Annotated in this window: 24 protein-coding genes; 19 read left to right on the top strand and 5 right to left on the bottom strand. The window is 70.9% G+C overall.

The annotated features are described in order from the left end of the window. Nucleotides 1–120: 120 nt before the first annotated feature. From JOD64_RS09795 to JOD64_RS09770, 6 genes are all read left to right on the top strand, one after another. Complete coding sequence (locus tag JOD64_RS09795) at nucleotides 121–1,212, top strand: ABC transporter ATP-binding protein (protein ID WP_204946000.1); 1,092 nt, start codon at nucleotides 121–123, stop codon at nucleotides 1,210–1,212. After that, nucleotides 1,209–2,357 (top strand): ABC transporter ATP-binding protein, encoded by a 1,149-nt coding sequence (locus JOD64_RS09790; RefSeq protein WP_239559471.1) that lies wholly within the window; start codon nucleotides 1,209–1,211, stop codon nucleotides 2,355–2,357. The genes JOD64_RS09795 and JOD64_RS09790 overlap by 4 nt, the downstream gene beginning before the upstream one ends. Beyond that, on the top strand, nucleotides 2,354–3,361 hold the full coding sequence (locus JOD64_RS09785) for an ABC transporter permease (protein WP_204941948.1): 1,008 nt from the start codon (nucleotides 2,354–2,356) through the stop codon (nucleotides 3,359–3,361). The genes JOD64_RS09790 and JOD64_RS09785 overlap by 4 nt, the downstream gene beginning before the upstream one ends. Nucleotides 3,362–3,370: 9 nt before the next feature. Next, the gene (locus JOD64_RS09780) at nucleotides 3,371–4,357 is read left to right on the top strand and encodes an ABC transporter permease (protein ID WP_204941947.1); all 987 of its coding nucleotides are present in this window, start codon (nucleotides 3,371–3,373) and stop codon (nucleotides 4,355–4,357) included. 146 nt (nucleotides 4,358–4,503) lie between these two features. Next, nucleotides 4,504–6,246: an ABC transporter substrate-binding protein gene (locus JOD64_RS09775; protein WP_204941946.1), complete on the top strand. Its 1,743-nt coding sequence runs from the start codon at nucleotides 4,504–4,506 to the stop codon at nucleotides 6,244–6,246. A gap of 155 nt (nucleotides 6,247–6,401) precedes the next feature. Next, entirely contained in the window at nucleotides 6,402–7,271 is an 870-nt protein-coding gene (locus JOD64_RS09770) for an AraC family transcriptional regulator (protein WP_204941945.1), read from the top strand. Between the two features lie 106 nt (nucleotides 7,272–7,377). On the opposite strand, the gene JOD64_RS09765 is transcribed toward JOD64_RS09770, so the two are convergent. Further along, complete coding sequence (locus JOD64_RS09765) at nucleotides 7,378–7,767, bottom strand: MarR family winged helix-turn-helix transcriptional regulator (RefSeq protein ID WP_204941944.1); 390 nt, start codon at nucleotides 7,765–7,767, stop codon at nucleotides 7,378–7,380. A 141-nt stretch (nucleotides 7,768–7,908) separates the two neighbouring features. On the opposite strand from JOD64_RS09765, the gene JOD64_RS09760 reads away from it, so the two are divergent. After that, complete coding sequence (locus tag JOD64_RS09760) at nucleotides 7,909–8,805, top strand: alpha/beta hydrolase (protein ID WP_204941943.1); 897 nt, start codon at nucleotides 7,909–7,911, stop codon at nucleotides 8,803–8,805. A gap of 30 nt (nucleotides 8,806–8,835) precedes the next feature. Here JOD64_RS09760 and JOD64_RS09755 read toward each other — a convergent pair whose 3' ends face one another. Further along, nucleotides 8,836–10,977 (bottom strand): S9 family peptidase, encoded by a 2,142-nt coding sequence (locus JOD64_RS09755; protein ID WP_204941942.1) that lies wholly within the window; start codon nucleotides 10,975–10,977, stop codon nucleotides 8,836–8,838. Nucleotides 10,978–11,063: 86 nt separating this feature from the next. Between JOD64_RS09755 and mshB the strand changes: the two genes are divergently transcribed. The 3 genes from mshB (at nucleotide 11,064) to JOD64_RS09740 (ending at nucleotide 13,134) form a co-directional block, all read left to right on the top strand. Continuing rightward, nucleotides 11,064–12,140: an N-acetyl-1-D-myo-inositol-2-amino-2-deoxy-alpha-D-glucopyranoside deacetylase gene (gene mshB / locus JOD64_RS09750; protein WP_204941941.1), complete on the top strand. Its 1,077-nt coding sequence runs from the start codon at nucleotides 11,064–11,066 to the stop codon at nucleotides 12,138–12,140. A gap of 14 nt (nucleotides 12,141–12,154) precedes the next feature. Then, a complete protein-coding gene (locus JOD64_RS09745; RefSeq protein WP_239559470.1) occupies nucleotides 12,155–12,604 on the top strand; it encodes a hypothetical protein in 450 nt (149 codons plus the stop codon). Nucleotides 12,605–12,669: 65 nt separating this feature from the next. Next, entirely contained in the window at nucleotides 12,670–13,134 is a 465-nt protein-coding gene (locus JOD64_RS09740; protein ID WP_204941940.1) for a hypothetical protein, read from the top strand. Nucleotides 13,135–13,384: 250 nt separating this feature from the next. Here the strand turns inward: JOD64_RS09740 and JOD64_RS09735 are convergent, their stop codons facing one another. Then, on the bottom strand, nucleotides 13,385–14,560 hold the full coding sequence (locus JOD64_RS09735; protein ID WP_307813313.1) for a GNAT family N-acetyltransferase: 1,176 nt from the start codon (nucleotides 14,558–14,560) through the stop codon (nucleotides 13,385–13,387). Nucleotides 14,561–14,639: 79 nt separating this feature from the next. On the opposite strand from JOD64_RS09735, the gene fdxA reads away from it, so the two are divergent. From fdxA to JOD64_RS09710, 5 genes are all read left to right on the top strand, one after another. Further along, on the top strand, nucleotides 14,640–14,966 hold the full coding sequence (gene fdxA, locus JOD64_RS09730; RefSeq protein WP_204941938.1) for a ferredoxin: 327 nt from the start codon (nucleotides 14,640–14,642) through the stop codon (nucleotides 14,964–14,966). After that, a complete protein-coding gene (gene dapC / locus JOD64_RS09725; RefSeq protein ID WP_275581701.1) occupies nucleotides 14,963–16,072 on the top strand; it encodes a succinyldiaminopimelate transaminase in 1,110 nt (369 codons plus the stop codon). Before fdxA ends, dapC begins: the two co-directional genes overlap by 4 nt. A 357-nt stretch (nucleotides 16,073–16,429) precedes the next feature. Continuing rightward, nucleotides 16,430–17,449, top strand: a complete 1,020-nt coding sequence (locus JOD64_RS09720) for a prephenate dehydrogenase (RefSeq protein ID WP_204941937.1) — start codon at nucleotides 16,430–16,432, stop codon at nucleotides 17,447–17,449. Nucleotides 17,450–17,459: 10 nt separating this feature from the next. Then, a complete protein-coding gene (locus tag JOD64_RS09715) occupies nucleotides 17,460–18,110 on the top strand; it encodes an SIMPL domain-containing protein (protein WP_204941936.1) in 651 nt (216 codons plus the stop codon). After that, a complete protein-coding gene (locus JOD64_RS09710) occupies nucleotides 18,110–18,757 on the top strand; it encodes a nucleoside/nucleotide kinase family protein (protein WP_204941935.1) in 648 nt (215 codons plus the stop codon). The genes JOD64_RS09715 and JOD64_RS09710 overlap by 1 nt, the downstream gene beginning before the upstream one ends. Nucleotides 18,758–18,780: 23 nt before the next feature. Here the strand turns inward: JOD64_RS09710 and JOD64_RS09705 are convergent, their stop codons facing one another. Next, nucleotides 18,781–19,368: a sugar O-acetyltransferase gene (locus JOD64_RS09705; RefSeq protein ID WP_239559469.1), complete on the bottom strand. Its 588-nt coding sequence runs from the start codon at nucleotides 19,366–19,368 to the stop codon at nucleotides 18,781–18,783. Between the two features lie 130 nt (nucleotides 19,369–19,498). Between JOD64_RS09705 and JOD64_RS09700 the strand changes: the two genes are divergently transcribed. Then, entirely contained in the window at nucleotides 19,499–22,831 is a 3,333-nt protein-coding gene (locus JOD64_RS09700) for a S8 family serine peptidase (protein ID WP_204941934.1), read from the top strand. Nucleotides 22,832–22,882: 51 nt separating this feature from the next. On the opposite strand, the gene dapD is transcribed toward JOD64_RS09700, so the two are convergent. Continuing rightward, entirely contained in the window at nucleotides 22,883–23,842 is a 960-nt protein-coding gene (dapD, locus tag JOD64_RS09695) for a 2,3,4,5-tetrahydropyridine-2,6-dicarboxylate N-succinyltransferase (protein WP_204941933.1), read from the bottom strand. A gap of 78 nt (nucleotides 23,843–23,920) precedes the next feature. Between dapD and dapE the strand changes: the two genes are divergently transcribed. From dapE to JOD64_RS09680, 3 genes are all read left to right on the top strand, one after another. Continuing rightward, nucleotides 23,921–24,994, top strand: a complete 1,074-nt coding sequence (gene dapE / locus JOD64_RS09690; RefSeq protein WP_204941932.1) for a succinyl-diaminopimelate desuccinylase — start codon at nucleotides 23,921–23,923, stop codon at nucleotides 24,992–24,994. A gap of 364 nt (nucleotides 24,995–25,358) precedes the next feature. Further along, on the top strand, nucleotides 25,359–26,222 hold the full coding sequence (locus tag JOD64_RS09685) for an LOG family protein (RefSeq protein WP_204941931.1): 864 nt from the start codon (nucleotides 25,359–25,361) through the stop codon (nucleotides 26,220–26,222). Next, complete coding sequence (locus tag JOD64_RS09680) at nucleotides 26,222–26,767, top strand: LOG family protein (protein ID WP_204941930.1); 546 nt, start codon at nucleotides 26,222–26,224, stop codon at nucleotides 26,765–26,767. Before JOD64_RS09685 ends, JOD64_RS09680 begins: the two co-directional genes overlap by 1 nt. Nucleotides 26,768–26,881: the final 114 nt, after the last annotated feature.

Raw genomic sequence — 26,881 nt, 5'->3', positions numbered from 1 at the left:
CGACTTTGTAGCTTACTTTCACCCTCGGGACTTTCCTGTAAGTTCTCTTCGTCACTGAGGGAGGCGGCCGTGGACAGCTCTGATCCGGCGCCGTCCGGGAAACCGGACGACCATCCCACCGTGCCGGCCCAGCGCGGTAACGAGGACGCCTACCTGCGGGTGAGCGACCTGCGGGTCCGGTTCGACACCGAGGACGGCGTGGTGCGCGCGGTCGACGGGGTGTCGTTCGCCGTCGAGCGGGGCCGCACCCTCGGCATCGTCGGCGAGTCCGGCTCCGGCAAGAGTGTCACCTCGCTGGCCATTCTCGGCCTGCACGATCCCAAGCGGACCACCATCACCGGCGAGATCTCCGTCGGTGGTCGGCAGGTGGTCGGCCTCGCCGACGAGGAGGTACGTCGGCTGCGCGGCCGGGACATGGCGATGATCTTCCAGGATCCACTGTCGGCACTGCACCCCTACTACACGGTGGGCCGGCAGATCGCCGAGGCGTACCGGGTGCACCACCCGAAGGCCAACCGGCGCGCGGCCCGCCAGCGAGCGATCGACATGCTCGACCGGGTCGGCATTCCGCAGCCGGCGCGTCGCTTCGACCAGTACCCGCACGAATTCTCCGGCGGTATGCGGCAACGGGCGATGATCGCGATGTCCCTGGTCAACGACCCGGCGCTGCTGATCGCCGACGAGCCGACCACCGCACTGGACGTCACCGTGCAGGCACAGATCCTGGATCTGCTCGCCGACCTCCAGGCCGAGTTCCACTCCGCGATCATCCTGATCACCCACGACCTCGGCGTGGTTGGCCAGGTCGCCGACGAGGTGCTGGTCATGTACGGCGGTCGCGCCGTCGAGCGGGGCAGCGTGGAGCAGGTGCTCCGCTCGCCGCAGCACCCGTACACCTGGGGGTTGCTCTCCAGCGTGCCGTCGCTGCACGGCGACGCGGACGCGGACCTGTTGCCGATCCGGGGCAACCCGCCCAGCCTGATCAACCTGCCGTCCGGCTGCGCCTTCCACCCACGCTGCCGGTACGCGGACCGCACCGGGGGCCGGTCCCACACCGACGTGCCCGCGCTGCGCCCCGCCGACGCGGCCAGCGCGGCCGACGCAGCTGGCTTGGCCGACCCGGCCGGCCACCTGGTCGCCTGCCACCTGAGCGCCGAGGAGCGCACCGCGCTCTACGCCGAGGACGTCGCATCCGTGGGGGTGGCCCGATGACCGATGAGCCGTTGTTGCGGGTCCGCGGCCTGAGCAAGCATTTCCCGGTACGGCAGGGGTTGCGCGCCACCGGCCTGGTGCGGGCGGTGGACGGGCTCGACTTCGATGTGCGCCCGGGCGAGACGCTCGGCCTGGTGGGGGAGTCGGGCTGCGGCAAGACCACCACCGGCCGGATGCTGGTGCGGCTGCTGGAGCCGACCAGCGGCAGCATCGAGTTTGCCGGACGGGACATCACCCACGCCGGCCGCCGGGAGCTACGCCCGCTGCGACAGGACCTGCAGATCATCTTCCAGGACCCGTACGCCTCGTTGAACCCCCGGCACACGGTCGGCCGGATCGTGGCGATGCCGTTGCAGGTCAACGGAATCAAGCCGCCGGGTGGGATCAAGGCCCGGGTGCAGGAGCTGCTGGAGCTGGTCGGGTTGAACCCGGAGCACTACAACCGGTACCCGCACGAGTTCTCCGGCGGCCAGCGTCAGCGCATCGGCATCGCCCGCGCGCTGGCCCTGCGACCCAAGCTGATCGTCGCCGACGAGCCGGTCTCCGCGCTGGACGTCTCGATCCAGGCGCAGGTCGTCAACCTGCTGCGCGACCTGCAACGGGAGCTTGGCCTGGCGTTCGTGTTCATCGCGCACGACCTGGCCGTGGTCCGGCACTTCTGCCAGCGGGTCGCGGTGATGTACCTGGGCCGGATCGTGGAGATCGGCGATCGGGCGGACATCTACGAGCGCCCGCAGCACCCGTACACCCGGGCGCTGCTCTCGGCGATCCCGGACGTCACCAAGCTCGGCCCGGCGGGCCGGATCCGGCTGACCGGTGACGTGCCCACCCCGCTTGACCCGCCGTCGGGTTGCCGTTTCCGCACCCGCTGTTGGAAGGCGCAGGACATCTGCGCCACCGAGGAACCGGCGCTGGTCCCGCGCGACGGTGGTCGGCAGGCCACCGCGTGTCACTTCCCCGAAGGGGAAGCGGGCAGCACGAGCCCCGAAGGGGAAGCGGGCAGCACGAGCCCGGAACCAGCCGGTGCCGGCCTGGTGGCGGACGCCGCCGTGATCGGCGCCGAGCCGGCGGGTCGCGGGGTCGAAGCGAACGTCGAGCCGGCGGGTCGCGGGGTCGAAGCGAACGTCGAGGAGGTGCCGTCGTGAGCCTGTCCCCGGTGGAGGGTGTGGCGCTGGCCGAGATCGAGTCCGACCCGGACGCGACCGCACCCGCCGCGAAGGGCGTCGTCGGCCGCTCACCCGGTCAACTCGCCTGGCTGCGACTGCGCCGCGACCGTACGGCCAGGGTCAGCGGCGTACTGCTGATCTTCTTCATGCTGCTGGCGCTGGCGGCCCCGCTGATCGAGATGGTCTACGGGATCGGCCCGCGGGAGCAGTTCCAGAACCTGCTGGACGGCTTCGGGATGCCGCTGGGCTACGTCGGCGGTGTGACCGGGGACCACTGGTTCGGTCTGGAGCCGGGGCTGGGTCGGGACATCTTCATCCGGCTGATCTACGGGCTGCGGACCTCGCTCTTCATCGCGTTCGCGGCGGCCCTGATCACCGCGACGATCGGCGTGGTGCTCGGTGCCCTCGCCGGCTACCTCGGCGGTTGGTTCGACGCAGTGATCAACTGGATCACCGACCTGACGCTGGCCATGCCGTTCCTGATCATCGCCTTGGCGCTGACCCCCACCCTGACGCTGCGCTTCTACGGCGAGCGGGGGCAGGTGTCGGCGGCCTTCGGGGTGGGCGTGCTGATCGCCGTCTTCGCCATCTTCGGTTGGACCAGCACGGCGAGGCTGGTCCGTGGGCAGGTGATCGCGCTGCGCGAGCGCGAGTTCGTGGAGGCGGCGAAGGCCAGCGGCGCCGGGCTGGGGCACATGCTCTTCCGGCAACTGCTGCCGAACATCTGGGCACCGATCCTGGTCTCGTTCTCACTGGCGGTCCCACAGTTCATCACCAGCGAGGCTGCGCTCTCGTTCATCGGCGTGGGCCTCAGCGACGAGACTCCGAGTTTCGGCCGGATGATCTACGACAGTCTGGACTTCCTCCAGACGGACCCGGCGTACGTGTTCTTCCCGGGCATCATGATCTTCGCGCTGGTGTTCGCCTTCAACCTCTTCGGCGACGCGTTGCGTGACGCGCTCGACCCGAAGTCGTCCCGGTAGGGGTTAACCATGTCGCGATTTCTGATCAAGCGGCTCTTCTCGGCCACGCTGACCCTCTTCGCGGTGAGCGTACTGACCTTCCTGATGTTCTTCGCCCTGCCGCGTGACCCGGTCACCGGCATGTGCCCGAAGAACTGCAACCCGGAGCGGCTGGAGCGGGTCCGCGACGATCTGGGCCTGAACGACCCGTTGATCAGCCAGTACGCCGGCTACATGAAGGGCATCGTCACCGGACGGGACCTGGGCAGCGCCCAGGGCGGCCGGTGCGACGCGCCCTGCCTGGGCTGGTCGTACGTCAGCAACGAGGCCGTCTCGGACACCATCTCCCGGGTGCTGCCGGTGACGCTGAGCATCGTGATCCCGGCTGCCATTCTCTGGTTGCTGCTCGGGGTGGGGCTGGGCATGGTGTCCGCGTTGCGCCGGGGCACCTGGGTGGACCGGGCCGCCATCGGTTTCTCCCTGACCGGCGCCTCGTTGCAGCTGTACTTCGTGGGCGCGGTGCTGCTGCTGGTGTTCGTCTACAACCTGCGACTGCTGCCGGTGCCCAGCTACACGTCCCTGTTCGACAACCCGCTGAAGTGGGCCAGTGGGCTGGTGCTCGCCTGGGTGGCGTTGGCCTTCCTCTTCTCAGCCATCTATGCCCGACTGTCGCGGGCGCAGATGTTGGAAACGCTGTCGGAGGACTTCGTCCGAACCGCGCGGGCCAAGGGCCTGGCGAAACCCAAGGTGTACGGGCGGCACGCGCTGCGCGCGGCGATCACGCCGGTGGTGACCATCGCCGGCCTGGACGTGGGCGGGGCGCTGGGCGGCACGGTGATCACCGAGACGACGTTCGGCATCCAGGGGTTGGGGCGTACGGCGGTGGACGCGGTGCGTTCGGGCGACCTGCCCACCATCATGGCCACCGTGCTGATCGCGGCCGTCTTCGTGGTGCTGGCGAACGTGCTGGTCGACCTGCTCTACGCGGCGATCGACCCCCGGGTGCGGCTGCGCTGAGCAGCCGGGTGTCCGCCACACCGACCGTGGCGGAATTTATCGACAACTGTTACACAATTTGCAGGTTTTCTTCCTTACGATCCACGGGACGTCGGCGGTTCTCGCCCCGACGAAACCGCACGGCACATGGGTGAAGGGGGTACTTCATGAGACCACGCGTAGTGGCTGCCGCAGGCGGCGCGATAGCTCTGGTTGTGGCATTGGGTGCGTGCTCGAAGAACACGGGCGAGGGCACCACGGTGGACACCGAACGGCAGCAGACCGGGGTCATCGCGACCGACCCCAAGGACTCGCAGGGCCCGGCGGCCGAGGTGAGTGGCGCTGCGAAGGGTGGCACCTTCACCATCATCCGGGAGTCGCCGATCTCCCACCTCGACCCGCAGCGGACGTACTCGTTCGCCGGTCTGATGACCAACCCGCTCTTCGCCCGCTATCTGACCACCTGGAAGGACGACGGCAAGGGCGGCCTGGTCCTCGTCGGCGACCTGGCCGAGACCCCGGGTAAGAACGTCAACAATGACTGCAAGGTCTGGGAATTCACGGTCAAGGACGGGGTGAAGTTCGAGGACGGCCGGCCGATCACCTCCAAGGAGATCGCCTACGGCATCGCCCGCTCCTTCGACCCGGACCTGACCAGCGGCCCCACCTACATTCAGGAGTGGCTGGCCGACACCCCGCAGTTCGACACCAAGTGGGACTTCAAGAAGAACAAGGCGTCGCTGCCGCCCGGCCTGAGCACGCCGGACGCCAAGACCCTGCGCTTCGAGTTCGCCAAGGCCCGCTGTGACCTGCCGTTCGCGGTCTCGCTGCCGACCACCGCGCCGCTGCCGCCGGACAAGGACACCGGCGTCGACCTGGACAAGCAGCCGTTCTCGTCCGGCCCGTACAAGGTCGCGAAGAACCAGGTCGGCGTGCAGATCACCCTGGACCGCAACCCCAACTGGGACCCGAAGACCGACCCGGTCCGGCACCAGTACCCGGACCAGTTCGTCTGGACCTTCGGCCCGACCGCGGACGCCGCCAACAACCGGGTGATCGCCGACAACGGTGCCGACCAGAGCGCGCTCGCGTTCAACGCCGTGCCCGCCTCGCTGGTCGCCAAGGTCGCCGGGGATGCCGCACTCAAGTCGCGGACGATCCTCTCGCCGACGCCGAGCGCCAACCAGCTGGTCATCAACAACCAGCGGGTCAAGGATCTGAAGGTCCGTCAGGCGCTCAACTACGCCATCGACCGTGAGGGTCTGATCAAGGCGATGGGCGGGCAGACCGTCGCCGCGCCGCTGACCACGCTGATGCCGCCGGCCACCATCGGCTACAAGGCGTACGACGCGTACCCGGCGGGTGCCAACGGCAACGTCGACAAGGCCAAGGAGCTGCTCGGCGGAAAGACGCCGGAGCTGGTCCTCGGTGTCGCCGACAACTCGACCGAGCAGCAGCAGGGCGCCCAGCTCAAGGCCAACCTGGAGCGGGCCGGCTTCAAGATCACGCTGCGGAACATCTCGGACGACGCGAAGCTCGACGAGATCAAGAAGAAGGACAACCCCTGGGACCTGTACATCGGTAACTGGGCGGCGGACTGGCCCAGCGGGGCGTCGATCCTGCCGGTGCTCTACGACGGCCGCACCATCAAGGCCGAGGGCAACAGCAACCAGTCCTACTTCAACGACCCGACGATCAACGCCGAGATGGACCGCATCCAGGCGATGTCCGCGGCCGAGCAGGGCCCCGAGTGGGCCAAGCTCGACGAGCGGATCATGAAGGAGTACGCGCCGGTGGTGCCGCTCTTCGTCGACGTGGCCTACAACGTGCACGGATCCAAGGCCGGGGGGGTCTTCATCTCCAGCGTCTTCGGCTACGCGTCGTTCGTGAACGCGTACGTCAAGCCGTAAGTCACACCGCAGACAGACAGGGTCCCCTCCCGACAGCGCGGTCGGGAGGGGACCCTGTCGTCGTTCAAGAGTCCGGGCACCTGATCGGATCGGACCGCTACGGTCGGGCGTGGGCGGGGGTCCTTCGGACAGGCTTGACGTCGAAGGGAGGCCTCGTGATCGCGGCACTCAACCAGCTTGTCGACCTGGTCGAAGAGCACCTCACCGAGGAGTTCGACGTCAACGGAGTGGCCAGGGCGCTCGGCACGACGGAATACCACCTGCGCCGGATGTTCTCGTCGTTGGCCGGCATGCCGCTGTCCGAGTACGTGCGTCGACGGCGTCTGACCGTCGCCGCTGCCGACGTCGTTCGGGGTGAGGGCGATCTGCTGAGCATCGCCGTCCGGCACGGATACGGCTCGACCGAGGCGTTCGGCCGTGCGTTCCGGGCGGTCCACGGTGCCAACCCCGGTGACGTACGTCGCGACGGAGGCCCCCTTCGCACACAACCGCAGCTCAGGTTCCGCCTGACCGTCGAAGGGAGCATCCCCATGGACACCCGTATCGCCGACCGCCCCGCGTTCCGGCTCGTCGGACACGCGGCCCGGGTCCCGCTCATCCACCACGGCATCAACCCGCACATCCAGCAGCACATCACCGGACTGCCACCGCAGGAGCATCTCCGGCTCAAGGCACTCAGCGACACCGAACCCGGCGGGCTGCTACAGGTCAGCGACGACCTCGACGCCGAGGCCACCGAGGGCAGCGAACTGACCTACCTGCACGGGGTCGCAGTGTCCCGCGACACGCCGGTCCCGGACGACCTGGACGCCATCGAGGTGCCGGCCGGGCAGTGGGCGGTCTTCCGCACCGCCGGACCTCACCCGCAGGCCCTGCAGAAGACCTGGGCCGCGACCGCGGGCGAGTGGTTCCCCTCCAACCCGTGGCGACTGCGGCCGGGTCCCTCGATGGTCGCGATCCTCGAACGCGCGGACGACTTCAGCACCGCGACCTGCGAACTGTGGCTGCCCATCGAGCCAGCGTGACGGGCCCGCGCCGAGATCCTTCAGGCGCGTGACCAGTTCCGCGTGATGGGCGGCCGAGGTGGGTGGCGGTCCCAGCCGAGCGCCTGCGCCCAGAAGCCGCAGACGGTCAGCCGACGGGGTTGCCGATCTTGTCGCGTTCGAGAGCGGTCCGCAGCGTCCGCAGCGCGTCCGCCGCGGCGTCGAACTGTGCGGGTTCGAGTGCTGCCTGGATGAGTTCGGTGATGGCCGCGAAGGTGGTCTCCGCGTCGTCGACGAGGGCGCGGCCGGCGTCGGTGAGTTCCAGCAGCGAGGAGCGTCGGTCTGCGGGGTTGGGGATGCGCCTGACCCACCCCCGTCCCTCGAGGCGGTCGATACCTTTGCTGGTCGCGCCGACGCCGATGGCGAAGAACTCGGCCAGGTCGGCGACGCGTGCGCCCGGGTGTCCGCGTAGATGGAGCAGGAACTCGAACTGGGATGCGGCGATCCCGTGTCGGCTGCGCTGCAGGTCGTTCAGCATGTTGTACAGGCGTGTCTCACACCGGACCAGATCGCTGAAGAAAGTCACATTCGCCGCCGCCGCAGGGTCATTGCATGCCGTGGCATGTAAATTATCTTCCACGGCATGCAGATTACGGCACGGTTTCGAAGGAGTACCACCATGAGCAAGGCACAGCGCGCAACCATCGACGCCATGCTGCGGCGCGGCTCTCAGGGCTTCACCCCGCTGCCGATCGAGCAGATGCGAAGCAACTTCGTGGCGCTGATGGCGATGTTCCCGGTCCCGAAGGTGCGCACGTCCGACACGACGCTCGGCGAACGGACCGCGGTGCTCGTCGAACCGGAGGGCGAGACACGTCCGGGCACCATCCTGTATTTCCACGGCGGCGCATTCGCCGTCGGCTCCCCGCAGACGGCGATGGGGCTGACCGCCAGCCTGGTCACCCGGACCGGGTTCCGCGCGCTGTCACTGGACTACCGGCTCGCGCCGGAACACCCGTTCCCCGCCGCGATCGAGGACTGTCTCGCCGCGTACCGGGCGCTGCTGGACGCCGGGGTGAACCCCGAGTCCATCGCCCTCGTCGGCGACTCGGCCGGTGGCGGCCTGACCGTCACGACCACGCTCGCCGCGAGGAGGGCCGGACTGCCGATGCCCGGCGCCATCGTCGCGTTCTCACCCGGCCTCGACCACACCCGGACGGGCGCGAGCATGGAGACCAAAGCCGGTGTCGACCCCTTCTTCACCACCGAGGGCATGGCTCACACGGGCGAGCTGTACCTCGGCGGGCAGGATCCGAACCAGGAACTGCTCGCCCCGGCAGTCCTGGCCGACCTGACCGGCTTCCCGCCGCTGCTGCTGCAGGTCGGAACCAACGAACTGCTGCTCGACGATTCGGTACGGCTCGCCGAACGCGCCCGCGACGCCGAGGTCGACGTCATCCTCGACATCACGGCCGGGGTACCGCACGTGTTCCAGTCCTTCATCGGTCAACTTGACGAGGCGGACCATGCGCTGGACCGCGCCGCCCTGTTCCTCAGCCAGCAGTTGAGTGCCTGAGGCGACGACCGCGCTGAGGCGGACTCGACCTCACAGGTGCGTACGTAGGAAATCGAGCTCCAGCGGGAGCAGCCGCTCGGCGGTGCCGTTCGCGGCCAGGTGGGTGGCGCCGGTCAGCGGGAGCACGGCGTGCGGGCGGCCCGTGCTCAGCAGGGCCGCGGAGAGCCGCAGCGTGTGCGCGGCCACGACGTTGTCGTCGGCCATACCGTGCACCAACAGCAACGGGCGGGCCTGGTCCGGCCCGGTGACCGCCTCGGCGGCCATCTCGACGAGCGAGTGGTGCGCGTAGACGTCCATGCCGTCCTCCGGCAACCCCAGATAACGCTCGGTGTACGCGGTGTCGTACAGCGCCCAGTCGGTCACCGGAGCGCCCGCGATCCCACACCGGAACAGCTCCGGGTGACGCAGCACCGCCAACCCGGCCAGCCACCCGCCGAACGACCAGCCGCGCACTCCCACCCGACCCAGATCCAGGTCGGGGTGCTTGCCTGCGAGCGCGGTCAGGGCGTCGATCTGGTCGGCGAGGATCACGTCGGCCACCCGTCGGTGGATCGCCTTCTCGAACGACGGGGCCACCCCCGGCGTACCCCGGTTGTCGATGGTGACCACCGCGAACCCGGCGTCGGCCCACCACTGCCGTTCCAGCCACGCGGCCCGCGCCGCCACGACCTCCTGGTGCCCCGGCCCGCCGTAGATGTCCAGCAGCACCGGCAGCCGCCGACCCGTCACGTGGTTGTCGGGGTAGAGCACCGCAGCCGGCAGCCGCCGATCGGTCACGCGCTCCAACAGCGGCAGCGGAGAGTAGGGCGGGGTCGCCGCGAAGGACCGCAGCTCGGCGACCTCCTGATCGCCGCGACGGACCGTCCACCGCACCCCGGCATGGTCCAGCGACGCGACCCCGACGGCCAGCACGTCACCGCCCACGGCGGCGGTGTACCAACCAGAGTCGGTGGTGATCCGGCGTGCGTCCACCCCACCGCCGATGGTGGTGCGGACCCGGAACAGGTGCCGCTCGCTCGGCTCGCCGTCGCTCGCCTCCACCAGCAGGTCGGCCGGGCCGCTGGCGGCCGGCAACCGACCCACCACCCGCCGCACGTACAGCGACGGCGGGGTGAGCAGCGTGCCGTCGGCGAAAAGGCAGCGTGCGTCGTACCCGTCGTGTGCCAACTCCCCGCCGACCAGCACCCGGCCGTCCGGCAGGTGCGCCGGTGTGCCGGCGATCGGCTCGACCCATCGCGGGTCGGCCAACTCGGCGTGCACCTGCGTCTCACCCGTGCGCGGGTCCACCGCCAGCACCAGCCCGTGCTGCTGAGAACGACGCAGCACGGTGATCAGAGGGCTGCCCTCCACCCAGCTGACCGCGGTCAGGTACGGGTAGGTCTCCCGGTCCCAGTGCACGTCGACCCAGCCGTCGTCGAGGTCCAACAGGTGCAGGCTGACCTCCGCGTTCGGCCCACCAGCCCGGGGGTACGCGACAGCGGTCGGCGGGCTGGCCGGCTCGGCCGGATCGTGCAGGTGCCAGCGTTCCAGGCGGGACTCGTCGACCCGGGCGGCGAGCACCATGCGGCCATCCGGCGCCCACCAGTAGCCCCGGAACCGGCCGAACTCCTCAGCCGCGATGTGCTCGGCCAACCCCCAGCTCACCCCGGCGTCCTCGCCGGCCAGCAGACTGTCGGTGCCGTCGGCGTCGATCACCCGCAGCTCGCCCCGGCGCACACCCTCGGCCGCGTCGGTCACGTACGCCAGCCGCTGCCCCGTCGGGTCCGGACGTGGGTCCAGCACCGGGCCGACAGCGGCCACCTCGACCACGTCGCCGTGCACCAGATCGGCCCGGAACAACCGCCCGGCCAGCGCGAACACCGCAACCCGACCGGCGGCGTCCAACGCGTACGAGCCGATGCCGGCGGCGCTGAGCCGTAGCCGCTCGCGCAGCGCGCGTTCACCGGGGGAGAGGGACCTGACATCCCCGCCCTCGCCCAGCAGGATCGCCGGATCGGCGACCAGACGCTCCTCGGCGGTGGCCACGTCCAGCAACCAGAGCGCGTCCGCCGGATCCTCGGGGCCGGCAGAGCGCAGGAAAATCACCCGAGCGCCGTCCTCGGCCACGGAGACAGCGCGTGGCGCGCCGTGGCTGAACCGGCGGGTGCGGGCGGCCAGCTCCGGAAAGTCCACACGCCAAATCGTAGAGCGGTACGGGAGGTGATGTGGCCGACCTGGGCGGACGCGTCAGTGCCAGCCGGCCGTAACCGCCAGTTAGAGTGACGGTCGTGACGACGCTGCCCGACCGCCGCCTGCTGCTGGTCCACGCGCACCCCGACGACGAGTCGATCGGCACCGGCTCGACGATGGCCCACTACGCCGCGGACGGCGCGCACGTCACGCTGGTGACCTGCACCCTCGGCGAGGAGGGCGAGATCCACGAACCCGCGCTGGCCCAGCTCGCCGCCGCCGAGGCCGACCAGCTCGGCGGGTACCGGATCACCGAGCTGGCCGCCGCGTGCGCGGCGCTCGGCGTCAGCGACCACCGCTTCCTCGGCGGCGCCGGCCGCTACCGCGACTCGGGGATGATGGGGCTCGCGACCAACGAGCACCCCCGCGCCTTCTGGCAGGCCGACCTCGACGAGGCCGCCGGGCACCTGGTGGAGATCATGCGGGAGGTCCGCCCGCAGGTTCTGATCACGTACGACCCGAACGGCTTCTACGGCCACCCCGACCACATCCAGGCACACCGGGTGGCGATGCGCGCTGTCGAGCTGGCCGCCGCCGAGGGCTGCGCCCCGCTGAAGGTCTACTGGACGGCCATGCCGCTCAGCGTGCTGGAGGCTGGCATGACGCACTTCGCCGAGTCCTCCGACAACCCGTTCGCCGGCATCAAGGACATCGCCGACCTGCCCTTCGGCACCCCGGACGCCCAGATCGCCGCCCGGATCGACGGCACCGACCAGCACACGGCCAAGGAGGCCGCGATGCGGGCGCACGCCACCCAGATCCCGGCCACCTCCTGGCTCTACTCGATCGCCGGCAACTTCGGCGGCGAGTTCATGGGCGTGGAGTTCTTCACCCTCGCGGTCGGCGAGAAGGGCCCAGGTGCCGGGCCGTACGGCTGGGAGGACGACCTCTTCGCCGGGCTCCCCGAGGAGACCACCCCGGACCGGACCGTGTCGGACCGGTCTTCGGTCGGGGCGGCGTCGGACCGGTCTTCGGTCGAGGCGGCGTCGGACCGGTCTTCGGTCGGGGCGGCGTCGGACCGGTCGTCGGTCGGGACCGCGTCGGACCGGTCTTCGGTCGGGACCGCGCCGGACCGGTCTTCGGTCGCGGCGGCGGGTCTCCGGTGACCCTGCCCGCGTCGATGACGGTTCTGGACGACCAGGATGCCCCGCCCCCGGCGGGGCCACCGCCGCGACTGCTGGACCTGGGCCTGCGGCTGGCCGGCGCGATCGTCGTGGTGGTCGCCGGAGTGCTGACCGGGGTGCTGGAGCTGCTGCTGGCCACGGTCCGCGTCGGCGGCCAACTGATCGGCGTGTCGGCACTCCTCGCCGTCGGCGCCAACATCGCGCTGAGCTGGTTCGCGTACGAGGTGGTCGGCCGCAGGTGGGCGGTGGCGCTGCCCGCGGTGCCGTGGTTCGCGCTGATGGCGGTGGCTGCCGTCCGGACCAGCGAGGGCGACCTGCTGCTGGCCGGAGACAACTGGGTCGGCCTCGCCATGATCGTGGCCGGCGCGATGACCTTCGCGGTGATGGGCTTCCGGCAGATCCTCGCGCAGCCGTCCCCGCTCAGGCTGATGACGCCACCCAGGTAGGGGTGGTAGATATTCCAGCCAGGGATGCGAGCCCCGCGACGGGGCGTACGGCAGGAGGTCCAGCGGTGGACAAACGGTGGCGTGATGTCGGAGTGCTCGTGGCAGCACTGTTCGCGGTCAACGTGGTGGCCCGGCTGATCATCCGGTTCGGTTTCGAGGGTGACGACACCACCGCCGACCGGGTGTCGTTGACGATGTTCGCGGTGATCGGGCTGATCCTGGCCGTGGTCGCCTTCCGCTGGGGGCGTGGCCGACCGCTGGCGGACTGGGCGGCCGACATGTCCCTCGTGGTGCTGGTGGCGATGGTGCTGACCGTGCTGGTCGGGCCCCTGCTGATCGGCCACAACCCGTTCGCTGGCGGTGCGCCGACGTTCTTCGCCCAGATCTGGCTCTACGTGCTCGCCTCCGGTGCCGGGGTGCTGATCGGCTACCTGGTGCTCACCGCGCTCGGGCGTGACTACCGCTCCTGGCAGCTCAAGCGGTACGCCGAGGTCAAGGCCGCCAAACCCCGCCGCGTCGTCCGCCGCTGACCCCGCTGTCGGTGCTGGCCCCCGCTGTCGGTGCTCGCCCTTGTCGGCGTTGGTCGCCACTTGCGACGGTGGCCCCGGCTGGCGGTGCTGGTCGCCGCTGGCGGTGTTGGCCCCCTTTGGCGGTGCTGGGCCGTCGGGAGCGGGCTTGATCAACTCCGTATCGCCGATGTGGGGGTGTCCTGGGCGTCTGATACCCCCATGTCGGGGAAGTGGAGTGGATCATCGCCCGGAAGGCGGTTCGTGGGGCCGGTCAGCGTTGTGAGTTTGGGGCGAACCGGGTCAAATAGGTGTGGTGGGTGGTGAAGCCGAGCCGCTGGTAGAGCGCGACGGCCGCAGTGTTGCGCTGCTCGACCTGAAGGAAGGCATGCGTCGCGTCGGCGGACACGCCCCAAGCGGCCAACTCGTGGATCAGCCGGCGGGCCAGCCCCTGGCGGCGGGCCACCGGCAGCACCTCGATCAGGCTGAGGCCCAACCAGCGCCCCTGGCCGGTCACCGTGCCCCGGCCGATCGCCACCAGGCTGCCGTCGGCGTACACGTGGGCGAAACGGACCTGGTCCACGGCGGTGAGCACGTGCCGGGCGGCGTCCGGTAGGCCACCCTTGCGGCCGGCGGCGACGGCCAGCCACGCCTCACTCGGCGCGCTGGCCAGCTCGACGACCGCGTCGCTCCCCGCGTCGCCGTGCCTGCCAGCGGCGCCAGCCTGGTCGGCGACCGCGTCGCCGTGCCCGTCACCGGCGCGGGCCTGGTCGGTGGCGGTGTGGCCGTCAGTGGGGCTGGTCTGGTCGGCGGAGACAGTGACGTGCCCGTCACCGTCCGGTAGGCCGGCTGCCGGTACGTCGGCCGTCGGTGGGTTGGCCGACACGGTCAGCGCGGGCGGGGCTTCGGCGGACGCCGTCGTCAGCAGGGGGAGCGGAGCGGTCTGCACCAGGGTCGGCGGGCGGACGCCCCAGCCGCGGGCGTCCAACTCGGCACCGACCGGGGCGGCGAGTGGCAGCGGTGTGTTGATCATCGGTGGTTGGCCCTGCTCGGCGTACCAGCGCTCGACCGCGTCCACGGCGGCGGGCAGCGGTCGGTCCGGGTCGCCGATCGGCAGGGCGGAGTTGGCCCGGCCGGTCCAGCCGTCGGCGGAGCGGAGCAGCCACTCGCCGAGCCGGCCCCGCGTCGGTGCCGGCCAGGCCTCGTCGGCGGCCCGCTCAAGCGCCACGACCGCCGCGGCGGTCGGCCGGCGGGTCGGCGGCACCCGCTTGGCGCGATGGACCTGTGCCACCGGGACCCGTAGCTGGCCGCGTGCGGTGGAGAGCGTGAGATGAGTCTCGCTCAGCTCGACCAGCTCGCCGAGGGCATCGGAAAAGAGCGGGCGCCCTTCGCGAATCCCCACAATCCGGCGGACTACGATCCGGTGTCCCACATCCTGCTGTCGGAGCACGATCGACCCCCTCCCCGGCGAGATACTAGGCTCTTACTGTCGCGGGAGATCGCGGCGCGTCTTGCGGAGGAGAAGACCGGTGACCTACATCATCGCCGAGCCGTGCGTGGATGTGCTCGACAAGGCATGTATCGAGGAGTGCCCGGTCGACTGCATTTACGAGGGCAACCGGATGCTCTACATCCACCCCGACGAGTGCGTCGACTGTGGTGCCTGCGAGCCCGTCTGCCCCGTGGAGGCGATCTTCTACGAGGACGACGTCCCGGAGCAGTGGAAGGACTACACCGGCGCCAACTACGAGTTCTTCGAGGACCTGGGCTCGCCCGGTGGCGCCTCGAAGATCGGCAAGGTGGAGAAGGACGCCACCTTCGTCGCCGCGCAGGCGCCGCGCGGCGAGGGCCACTGACCCGGTCCGCGCCGGTCTCGTCGCGACTGCCCGAGTTCACCTGGGACACTCTGGACGCCGCGGCCACCCTGGCCGCGGCGCATCCGGAGGGCCTGATCAACCTCTCCATGGGTACGCCGGTCGACCCGGTGCCCGAGGTGATCCGCCAGGCGCTCGCTGACGCGTCCGACGCTCCCGGTTATCCGCTGACCGCCGGTACCCCGGCGTTGCGGGCCGCGATCGCGGCGTGGGTGTCCCGGGCTTGTGGTGCCGGGGTCGACGGTCTCGGCGTACTGCCGACCATCGGCTCGAAGGAGCTGGTCGCCTGGCTGCCCACCCTGCTCGGCATCGGGCCGGGCGACGTGGTGGTGGTGCCGTCGATCGCGTACCCGACCTACGAGGACGGCGCCCGGCTGGCCGGTGCGACCGTCGTCCGCACCGACTCGCTCACGTCGGTCGGGCCGACCTCGCGGGTCCGCCTGGTCTGGGTCAACTCGCCCGGCAACCCCACTGGCCGGGTGCTGCCCGCGGCGCACCTGCGGAAGGTGGTCGACTGGGCCCGGGAACGCGGCGCGGTGGTCGCCAGCGACGAGTGCTATCTGCCACTCGGCTGGTCGGCCGAGCCGGTGTCGGTGCTGTCTCCGCAGGTCAGCGGTGGCAGCTACGACGGTGTGCTGGCCCTGCACTCGCTGTCCAAGCGTTCCAACCTCGCCGGCTACCGGGCCGGGTTCGTCGCCGGTGACCCGGCGCTCGTCGCCGAGCTGCTGAAGGTCCGCAAGCACGCCGGCATGATCGTGCCGGCGCCGGTGCAGGCGGCGATGGTGGCGGCACTGCAGGACGAGCGACACGCCGACGAGCAGCGGGAGCGCTACCGTGCCCGGCGCGAGGTGTTGACGGCCGCGTTCACCGGTGCCGGCTTCACCGTCGAGCACTCGGAGGCGGGTCTTTACCTCTGGTTGACGCGTGGTGAGGACTGCTGGCAGACCGTCGACTGGCTGGCTCGGCGCGGCATCCTGGTCGCGGCCGGCGTCTTCTACGGCCCCAGCGCCGGCCAGTACGTCCGGGTTGCGCTGACCGAGACCGACGAGCACGTCGCAGCGGTCGCCGGCCGCCTCGCTGACGCCTGATCGATCGCGGTCCGGGCGGTCGGCCCCTGCGAGCCGACCGCCCGGGCGGCGTCAGTCGGTGATCCGGCGGAAGACCTTCAGCAGCGTGTCCCGGCTCTGCTTCTCCAGCACCTCGCTCGAAGGTCGGTGACCTACGATCCGCCGCCGGCCGGTTCGAGGTGATCGGCGATCAGGTGACCGCCTGGCCCTGGCAGTACAGCAACCGCAACCCGGTGATCCCGTTCGTCGCGTGCCGCGACGAGGCGATGGCCGCCGAGGACTGACCCGGGGGCGGCTCGGCCCGGGCGATATCCTCGGCCGCGGACCTGGTCGGGGCCGCGTCGGTCCCGCACCCAGCAGGAAGGTCGAGGCGCGCGGATGGTGGACAGGCCCGGTACGCGGGTGCGGGTGGCCGTGATCGGCACCGGCCTGATCGGTGGATCCGTTCTGCTGCGGCTGGCCGATGCGGGCCTGGACGTGGCGGGATGGGATCCGGACCCGGCGACTCGTGATCGAGCCCAGGGCCGGGGGGTGGTCGCCCCGGCCACGATCGAGCAGACCGTGGCCGATCGGGACCTGGTCTTCCTCTGCGGCCCGCTGCCCACCCTCCCGGAGACCCTGGCCCGGGTGGCCGAGCTGACCGCGCCCGGCTGCGTGCTCACCGATGTCGGCAGCACCAAGGTCGAGGTGGCCGAGACGGCCGACCGGCTCGGGCTGATCGACCGGTTCGTCCCGGGGCATCCGATGGCCGGCGCGGAGTCGGCCGGCCTGACTGCCGCCTCGCCGACCCTGCTGGCCGGCGCCGCCTGGGTGCTCTGCCCGGCGGGGGGCGCCGCGACGGACGCCTTCCGCTGGCTGACCGGGCTGCTGGTGGAGTTGTTCGGTGCGCGGGTCGTGCCGATGTCCGCGCCGGCGCACGACTCGGCGGCCGCGCTCGCCTCGCACGTGCCGCACCTGCTGGCCGGCGCGTTGGCCGGAGCGACACAGCGGGCGCCGCTGCGCGACGCGGTGCTGGCGCTGGCCGCGGGCAGCTTCTCCGACGGCACGCGGGTCGCCGGCACACCAGCGGAGCGGACCGCGAACATGCTGCTCGGCAACCGCGACCGCGTGCTGCACGAGCTGGACGAGGTCCGTGCGTTTCTGGACGGGCTGGCCGCCGAGCTGCGGGCCGACGACGGACCCGCGCTCATCGCGCGGTACACCGAAGCCCGGACGGCCCGGTTGGCGCTGCTGGACCGGCGGTTCGCCGGTCAGGCTCGGGAGTTCCCGGCCGGCGGCGACCATGACTCCGAGGTCGCCTGGTTGCGCGGTCTGGGCGACGTCGGCGGGCACCTGACCGGGTGCCGGATCGGTCCGGACGTCGTTTCCTACACCGCGTGGCTCCCCGTCGCTGACTAGGCTGAGGGGTATGGCGGTGGACGGTCCGGTGGTGCAGGTGCGCGGCGAGGCGTACCGAGAGGTGCCGCCCGAGCTGGCCCGTTTCGCGGTCACCGCGACAGCGCGCGATCGGGACCGGGAGACCACCCTGACCCGGCTGGCCGAGCGTGCCGCCGCCATCCGGGTGCTGCTGGACGGTTCCGGGCCGACGGTGGCGCGGCGGGAGACCGGCGACCTGCGGGTGCGACCGGAGACCCGGCGCTCGGGCGAGCGGGTGGTCGCCTGGCACGGCAGCGTGACCACCACGGTTACCGTCACCGACTTCACCGCCCTCGGCGAGCTGATGCTCCGGTTGGCCGACCAGGATCAGGTCGAGGTGGCCGGGCCCTGGTGGGAGCTTCGCCCGGACAGCCCCGCGCACCGCGATGCCCGACAGGCCGCGATCGGCGACGCGTTGGTGCGGGCCCGGGAGTACGCCGAGGCGCTCGGTGCCCAGGTCACCTCCTTGCTTGAGCTGAGCGATGTCGGGCCTGCTGACCGGCCGATGTTCGCCCGTGCGGCGTTCGCCGGGGGCGGCGGCTCGGGTGGTGGCCCGCCGGAGCTTGAGCTGGACCCACAACCGCAGACCGTGCAGGCGGCCGTGCAGGCGCGGTTCACGATCAGCACGCCGGTCCTCGACTGATGCCACCGGCTCAGGTGCTGTCCGTCGACGACCTGGTGCAGCGGGCGTTGGCGCTGGCCGAGGCGGGCCCGCGACAACTGTTGGGCATCGCCGGTGCGCCGGGTGCGGGGAAGTCCACGCTGGCCGAGCAGGTCGTGGCCGCCGTCGGGGCGACGGCCCGGCTGGTGCCGATGGACGGTTTCCACCTGGCGCAGTCCCAGCTGGTCCGGTTGGGCCGCGCGGACCGTAAGGGCGCGAAGGACACCTTCGACGCCAACGGGTACGTCTCGCTGCTGCGCCGGTTGCGCCGGCTGGAGCCGACCTCGGTGTACGCGCCGGAGTTTCGCCGGGAGTTGGAGGAGCCGGTGGCCGGCTCGATCGAAGTGCCGCCGTCGGTCCGGTTGGTGGTGACGGAGGGCAACTACCTGCTACTGCCGGACTTTCCGTGGCAGGAGGTGCGGACGCTGCTGCACGAGGCGTGGTTCCTCGATCTGGACGCCGAGCTGCGTCAGCGTCGGCTGACTGCCCGACACGAGGCCTTCGGGCGCTCGCCGGAGCAGGCGCGCGAGTGGGCGTTGGGCAGTGACGAGGCCAACGCGGCCATGATCACTCCCACCGCCGATCAGGCCGACCTGGTGGTCCGCCTGTCCGACCCGCCGGCGGCCTGATCGGCCCGTCGAGGCCGGCGTGGTCAGTCCAGTTCGCGGACCGGCCGGGCGGGGTTGCCGACGGCGACCACGTCGGCAGGTAGGTCCCGGGTTACCACCGCGCCCGCGCCGACGACGGTGTTCGCGCCGATCGACACTCCGGCCAGCACGATGGCCCCGCCGCCGAGCCAGGCGTTGTCGCCGATGGTGATCGGCTTGGCGGCCTCCCACTTGTCGCGGCGCGGACCGGGCTCCACCGGGTGGGTCGGTGTGAGCAGCTGCACGTTGGGTCCGATCTGCACGTCGGCGCCGATGGTGATCGGTGCGACGTCGAGGAAGACCGCGTGGTAGTTGACGAAGCTGCGTGGCCCGATGCGGGTCTGCCAGCCGTAGTCACAGTAGAACGGTGGGCGGATCCAGGTGCCCTCGCCCAGCTCGCCGAGGAGGTCGCGTAATGCCGCGAGGCGGGCCTGCGGGTCGGCTGCGGCACTGGTGTTGAAGCGTTCCATCAGCCGGGCCGCGCGGTCCAGGTCCGCGATGATCTCTGGATCGTCAGCGAGGTAGGGCTCGCCGGCGAGCATCCGGTCCTTCATGGAGGTCACCCGGTCGATGATGCCCGCCGGGACTGTCATTGGTTGGCAGGTTCGTCATATTTTCGACGCCTTATTTGCATACCGGGTATGTAATAATGACGGCGGTCAATGCACCTCTCATGGGTATCAACGCTCCAACGAGGAGGATCCGTTGCATCGACGCAGCAGGATGACCACCGCAGTTACCGCCGTAGCAGCCCTCGTCCTGGGCACTCCGGCGACCGCCGTGGCCAGCCCACCCACCAACGCCGCCCCCGACGCCGCTCCGCGTACCGCGATCGGCGCCGCCACCACGAAGACCGTCACCCTGCTGACCGGCGACCGCATCACGGTCACCGCGTCCGGGACCGCCGCCGTCCATCCCGGCCCCGGTCGTACTCATCTGCGCTTCCTCACCACCCGCGACCGCGGCCAGCTCACCGTGCTGCCGCAGGACGCCCTGCCGCTGGTCCGCTCCGGCCGGGTCGACCGGCGACTGTTCGACGTGACCGGGCTGATCGCCGCCGGTTACGACGACGCCCGCCGCGACGACCTGCCGCTGCTGGTCACCGGTGACGCTGGCGCGGGGCAGCGCGCCGCCGCGGCACCCGCCGGGCTGACCGTCACCGCGCAGTTGCCCGCGATCGACGGTGTCGCCGCGACGGCGGACAAGGAGCGGGCCGCGGCGATCTGGGCGACGCTCACCGGCACCAGCGCCGGCGCCCGGGTCGGCACGGCGGGGGGTGCCGACCGAATCTGGCTCGACGGCCGCCGACACGTCACCCTGGACCACAGCGTGCCGCAGATCGGCGCGCCAGCCGCGCACCAGGCCGGGTTCACCGGCCAGGGCGTCCGCGTCGCGGTGCTGGACACCGGTGTCGACGCCGACCACCCCGACCTGAGCGGCCGGGTCGCGGAATCGCGGAATTTCACCGAGGTCACCGAGGCCGGTGACACGGTCGGTCACGGCACCCACGTCGCCTCGATCATCGCGGGCAGCGGTGCCGCCTCGGGCGGCAAGTACCGGGGCGTCGCCCCGGACGCCACGCTGCTCTCCGGCAAGGTGTGCGAAGACCAGGGCTGCTCGGATTCGGCGATCCTGGCCGGCATGCAGTGGGCTGCCGTCGACCAGCACGCCGACGTGATCAACATGAGCCTGACCGGGCCGGACACGCCCGACGTCGACCCGCTGGAGGCGGCGATCGAGTCGCTGACCGCGCAGACCGGCGCGCTCTTCGTGATCTCCGCCGGCAACGACGGCTCGGACGGCTCGGTCGGCTCGCCGGGCACCGCGGACTCCGCGTTGGCGGTGGGCGCGGTGGACCGCGACGACGCGCTGGCCGACTTTTCCAGCCGTGGCCCCCGCGTCGGCGACGGCGGGCTGAAGCCGGACATCACCGCTCCCGGGGTGGAGATCGTCGCCGCCCGCGGCGACGGCACCCAACTCGGCGCGCCGGTGGGAGAGGCGTACGTCTCGCTCTCCGGCACCTCGATGGCCGCGCCGCACGTCACCGGCGCGGTGGCGCTGCTCGCCCAGCAGCACACCGGTTGGGCGGGGGCCCAGCTCAAGGCCACCCTGATGGCCTCGGCGAAACCGCACCCGGAGCAGACCGCGTTCCAGCAGGGTGCCGGCCGGGTCGACGTGGCCAGGGCGATCACTCAGCGGGTCGTCAGCGATCCGGTCAGCGTCTCCTTCGGGCAACCGGCCTGGCCGCACGACGACGACACCCCGGTCGCCCGCGAGGTCGGCTGGCGGAACGACGGCCCGGATCCGATCACCCTGGACCTGACCCTCGAAGTGACCGGCCCCGGTGGGCAGCAGGCCCCCGCCGGCATGTTCACCCTCGCGGCCGGCCAGGTCACCGTGCCGGCCGGTGGCACCGCCGGCACCACGGTCACCACGGACACCCGCCTCGGCAACGCCGACGGTTACTGGACCGGGCGGATCGTGGCCCGCTCCGGGGCGACGGTCGCGGTCACCCCGCTGGCCGTGAACCGGGAGGTGGAGAGCTACACGCTGACCGTGGAGCACCTGAACCGCTCCGCCGAGCGCACCGCGGACCACTGGACCACCCTGGTCGGGATGGACACCTTTGCCTACTGGGACCTCGTCAGCTCGGACGGGGTGGCCACCGTGCGGGTGCCCAAGGGGCACTACGGCCTGAATGGCGTCGTCTTCGAGCCCGCACCGGAGGGTGAGCAGGGCGGGATGTCCCTGTTGGCGCAGCCCGAACTGACCATCGACCGGGACACCCGGATCGTCGTGGACGCCCGCCGGACCAAGCCGGTACGGGTGACCGTTCCGGACCGGACCGCCGCCCCGGTGCTGATCGACGTCGGCGGCAACTTCACGGCCGACGACGGCAGCGGGTACGGCATCGGGGTCTGGGCGGAAACATTCACCGGCCTGACCAGCGGTCAACTCGGCAAGACGGTCTCCGCCGACCGGTTCGTCGCCACCATCAGCAGCCAATGGATCAAGCCGGACACGGCCAACAGTCCGTACCTGTACGCGCTGGCCGAAGCGATCCCTGGTCAGATGCCCACGGGGTTCGTTCGCGACTACCCCCGACGGGACCTGGCCACCGTCGTGCACCGGTTCCGTGGTGGCTACCCGGGCATGGAGGCCGAGCGGACCGTGTACCCGGTGCTGGAGTACAACGTCGGCGGTTCCGCCCTGGTCCTGCCCACCGTCGTGCCCGGCCAACGGGTCGAGTACTACAACACCAAGGGTGTGAAGTGGGAATCCGACATCTACTTCGGAACGCGGGACGAGGTCGGTTGGTTGAACGCGCAGGCGGTGCTCTTCTCCACCCCCACCGCGTACCGCGCCGGGCGGACGGTGCAGGAGAACTGGAACCAGGCCCCGTTCGCGCCGTCCTTCCCGACCCCGCGCTGGCCGCACCAGAGCGTTACCCGGGTCGGCGACACCATCCTGGTCGACGTGCCGATGTTCAGCGACGCGGCCGGGCACCCGGGCGGGTCGCTGAGCGACAGCGAGCGAACTCAACTCTGGCGCGACGGCAAGCTGGTCGACGAGAGCGAGTACGCCGGCTACGGAGAGTTCACCGTGCCGCCGGGCAGGGCGGACTACCGACTCGTCACGTCGTCGAAGCGAAGCCTCACCGACCTGAGCACCGAGGTGGAATCCACCTGGGCCTTCCGGTCGGGGCACGTCGCCGGTGACACGCCGGCCCGACTGCCCCTGTCGGCGGTGCGCTTCGCACCGCCGTTGCGGGTCGACAACAGCGCGCCGGCCGGTCAGGACTTCGTCGTCCCGGTGCGGGTGCAGCGGCAGCCCGGCTCGCCGGCCGCCCGGGTGCAGAAGCTCGCTGTCGACGTCTCGTACGACGGCGGGAAGACCTGGGCCAAGGCGAAGCTGGTCCGTACCTCCGCCGACGGCTGGTCGGCTCTGTTGCGCCATCCCGCCGGCACCGGCCACGTGTCGCTGCGGGCCACCGCCCGCGACACCGCCGGTAACACGGTGACGCAACGGATCATCCAGGCGTACCGGTTGCGCTGAGGCGTACCCCGTCCGGGTCCGCGGCCGAGCGCCGCGGACCCGGCGGGTCCGTCAGTCGTTGGCGTGCAGGGCGGCGTTCAGCTCGATGCCCCGGCCGGTACGCGGCCGGGCCTCCAGCGCGCCGGTCACCGAGTTGCGCCAGAACAGCAGGCCGTCGACGCCGGACAGCTCCCGGGCCTTGACCACCCGGCCGTCCGGCAGGGTGATCTTCGAGCCGGCCGTGACGTAGCAACCCGCCTCGACCACGCAGTCGTCACCGAGCGAGATGCCGATGCCGGCGTTCGCGCCGACCAGGCTCCGCTCGCCGATGCTCACCTTGTCGGTGCCGCCGCCGGAGAGGGTGCCCATGATCGAGGCGCCCGCGCCCACGTCGGAGCCGTCGCCGACCACCACGCCCTGCACGATCCGCCCCTCGACCATGGAGGTGCCGAGCGTGCCGGCGTTGAAGTTGCAGAAGCCCTCGTGCATCACGGTGGTGCCGGCGGCCAGGTGCGCGCCCAGGCGGACCCGGTCGGCGTCGGCGATCCGCACTCCGGCGGGCACCACGTAGTCGGTCATCCGGGGGAACTTGTCCACCCCGTACACCGCCAGGTGGCGGCCGGCTGCCCGCTCGATCACCCGCAGCTCGTCCACCCGCTCCGGGGGGCACGGCCCGGCGGACGTCCAGGCCACGTTGGCCAGCTTGCCGAAGATGCCGTCGAGGTTGAGCTGGTTGGGTTGGACCAGGCGGTGGGAGAGCAGGTGCAACCGGAGGTACGCGTCGGGGGCGTCCTTGATCGGGTCGTCCAGCGAGCCGATCACGGTGACCACCTGGACGGTACGCAGACCGGGCAGGGACCGGTCCCCGAGTGCGGCCGGCGGCAGGTCGAGCACGTCCGACTTGTCCTCGCCGGCGACCAGCGGCAGCTCGCCCAGGCCCAGCTTGCCGGTCGGGTACCAGGTGTCGAGCACCTGCTCGTCGGCGGTGACCGTGGCCAGGCCGATGCCCCAGGCGGAATCTGCGGACGTCACTGTTACACCTCTCGGTCGCAGCCGGGCTGGCCTCGGCTCACTCCTCGCGCTGACAGACCTGAAGGTACCGTGCGAACCATGGAGAACCCGCTGACCCCCGAGGTCCTCGCCGATCCGGTGCAGCTGACCCGCGCTCTGGTCGACATAGAGTCCGTGTCCCTCAACGAGAAGGCGATCGCCGACTGTGTCGAAGAGGTGCTGCGGGGCGTACCGCACCTGACCACCCACCGGCACGGCAACACCGTGATGGCCCGCACCGACCTCGGTCGGTCGCAGCGTGTCGTGCTTGCCGGGCACCTCGACACGGTGCCGTTGAACAACAACTTTCCGTCGACCATGCGTGGCGACCTCATGTACGGCTGCGGCACGTCCGACATGAAGTCCGGCACCGCGTACGCGCTGCACCTGGCGGTGACGCTGCCCGACCCGCGCTACGACGTGACGTACTTCTTCTACGAGGCCGAGGAGATCGAGTCGCGGTACAACGGACTCAACCTCGTCGCCCAGGCGTTTCCGGAGTGGCTGGAGGCGGACTTCGCGGTGCTGCTGGAGCCGACGTACGGCATCGTCGAGGCGGGCTGCCAGGGCACCATGCGGGCGATCGTGACGACGACGGGTGAGCGGGCGCACGCGGCGCGCTCCTGGCACGGGGTGAACGCCATCCACGCGGCCGGTGAGGTGCTGCGGCGTCTCCAGACGTACGAGGCTCGTCGGGTCACGATCGAGGGGTGTGACTTCCGCGAGGGCATGAACGCGGTAGGGATCAACGGTGGTGTCGCCGGCAACGTGATCCCCGATCGCTGCGAGATCGAGGTCAACTACCGGTACGCGCCGGATCGTGACCCGGCGGCGGCGGAGGTACACCTGCGGGAGGTGTTCGCCGGCTTCGAGGTGACGGTGACCGACGCGGCGGCCGGTGCGGCCCCCGGGCTCGACGCGGCTCCGGCGAGGGAGTTCCTGGCCGCGGTGGGTGCGGCGCCGATCGGCAAGCTGGGTTGGACGGACGTGGCGCGGTTCGCGGCGATGGGTATCCCCGCGCTGAACTTCGGCCCGGGCGACCCCAACCTCGCCCACCACAAGGACGAGCACGTCGAGATCAGCAAGATCCGCGACGGCGCGGCAACCCTGCACCGCTGGCTAGCCCCAGCCTGACCCCGCCCACCCCGGTTCGCGCGGATGATCAAGAGGTTTGCGTCAGCCTGGCCCGTTGTCGGCGACGCAAACCTCTTGATCAGCTCCGGAGGGGGTGGAGGTGAGGGGGGCTGGATCTTGTTGACGGGTGCGGCGGCGTTCGGCCACCACGTCTCGGATCCGTCGCTGCATCTGGCGACGGATCCGGATCATCTCGTTGTTGCTGATCACGCTGTCTCCTCCCCCGAAGGCGCGCGGCCGGGCATACCCGGTATGTGAATAGTAAGACGTACGGGGGAGTCGAATAGTTGCCCATGATCCCGAACAATTTCTCGGCGTCCGCGCCCCGCGCACCCGGCAGGTGTCACTCCACTACGGTTGCTCCATGAGCCAGAGCAACGGGCGGGAGGCCGGTCGCGGTGCGGGACGGGAGCGGCACCGGGGCGCGGTAACGCTGCGCAGAGGGGCGATTCCGAGCAGCACCGCCGACCAGCGGTTGCTGGATTCGCGCGGGCGGGACGACTGGAAGACCAGGGACGCCTGGCGCGCGCTGCGCATCCTCTCCGAGTTCGTCGAAGGTTTCGACACCCTCGCCGACCTGCCGCCAGCGGTCAGCGTGTTCGGTTCCGCACGCAGCGGACCGGACAGCGCGGAGTGCCGGCTGGCCGAGCAGGTGGGCGGTGCATTGGCTCGGGCCGGTTACGCGGTGATCACCGGGGGTGGGCCGGGAGTGATGGAGGCCGCCAACCGTGGCGCCAGTGAGGCGGGCGGGCTCTCCGTCGGGCTCGGCATCGAGCTTCCGTTCGAGCAGGGCATCAACGAGTGGGTCGACCTGGCCATCGACTTCCGCTACTTCTTCGCCCGCAAGACGATGTTCGTCAAGTACGCCCAGGCGTTCGTCGTGCTGCCCGGTGGGTTCGGCACCATGGACGAGCTGTTCGAGGCGCTCACCCTGGTGCAGACCGGCAAGGTCACCCGGTTCCCGGTGGTGCTCATGGGGGTCGCCTACTGGCAGGGCCTGCTCGACTGGATGCGCGACACGATGGCCGTCGACGGCAAGATCGGGCCGGTCGACCTGGAGCTGATCTGCCTGACCGACGACGTCAACGCAGCGGTCCGGTACATCGTCGAGGCCGAGGCCGCGCTCTCCGTCGAGCAGGAGGCGGTCCGCGACGAGGCCGTCGCCCGTACCGGCGCTGACCAGCAGGCCGCCGCCGAACAGGCCGCCGACCAGCCGAGGGACAGCTGATGGCGGCGATCTGCGTCTTCTGCGCCTCCTCCCGTACCCTCGATCAGCGCTGGTTGGACCTGGCCGCTGAGACCGGTGCGGAGCTGGCCCGGCGCGGGCACACGCTGGTCAGCGGTGGTGGCTGCGTCGGCATGATGGGCGCGCTGGCGGACGGCGCCCGATCCGCCGGCGGGCGGACCCTGGGGGTGATCCCACAGTCGCTGGTCGATCTGGAGGTCGCCGACCTGGCCTCGGATGAGCTGCTGGTGACCGACTCGATGGCCAACCGCAAGACCCTCATGATCGACAAGTCGGATGCGTTCCTCACTCTGCCCGGCGGGCTGGGCACCCTGGACGAGTTGTTCGAGGTCTGGACCACCGCCACCCTCGCCCTGCACTCCAAGCCGATGGTGCTGATCGACACCGACGGGTTCTACCGCCCACTCTTGGACTGGCTCGACAAGCTGGCCGACCAACGCTTCCTCAAGCCCGCCGGCCGCAGCCTCCTGACGGTGGCACCCTCGGTCCCCAAGGCCCTGGACGCCCTGGAGTCCCACCTAACCTGACCCACCCCCACCCCCACCCCCACCCCTCCGGGCCTCCCGGGCCCGCCGGGCCCCCTTCAGCCCGTCGATCATGAAGTTAGCGTCACCGCTGTCGGCGTGTCGTGACGCTAACTC

This window comes from Micromonospora luteifusca (assembly GCF_016907275.1).
In the GTDB taxonomy this organism is placed as follows: domain Bacteria; phylum Actinomycetota; class Actinomycetes; order Mycobacteriales; family Micromonosporaceae; genus Micromonospora; species Micromonospora luteifusca.
The sequence above is the reverse complement of the archived record's forward strand: the minus strand, read 5'-3'. Positions and strand labels throughout refer to the sequence as shown.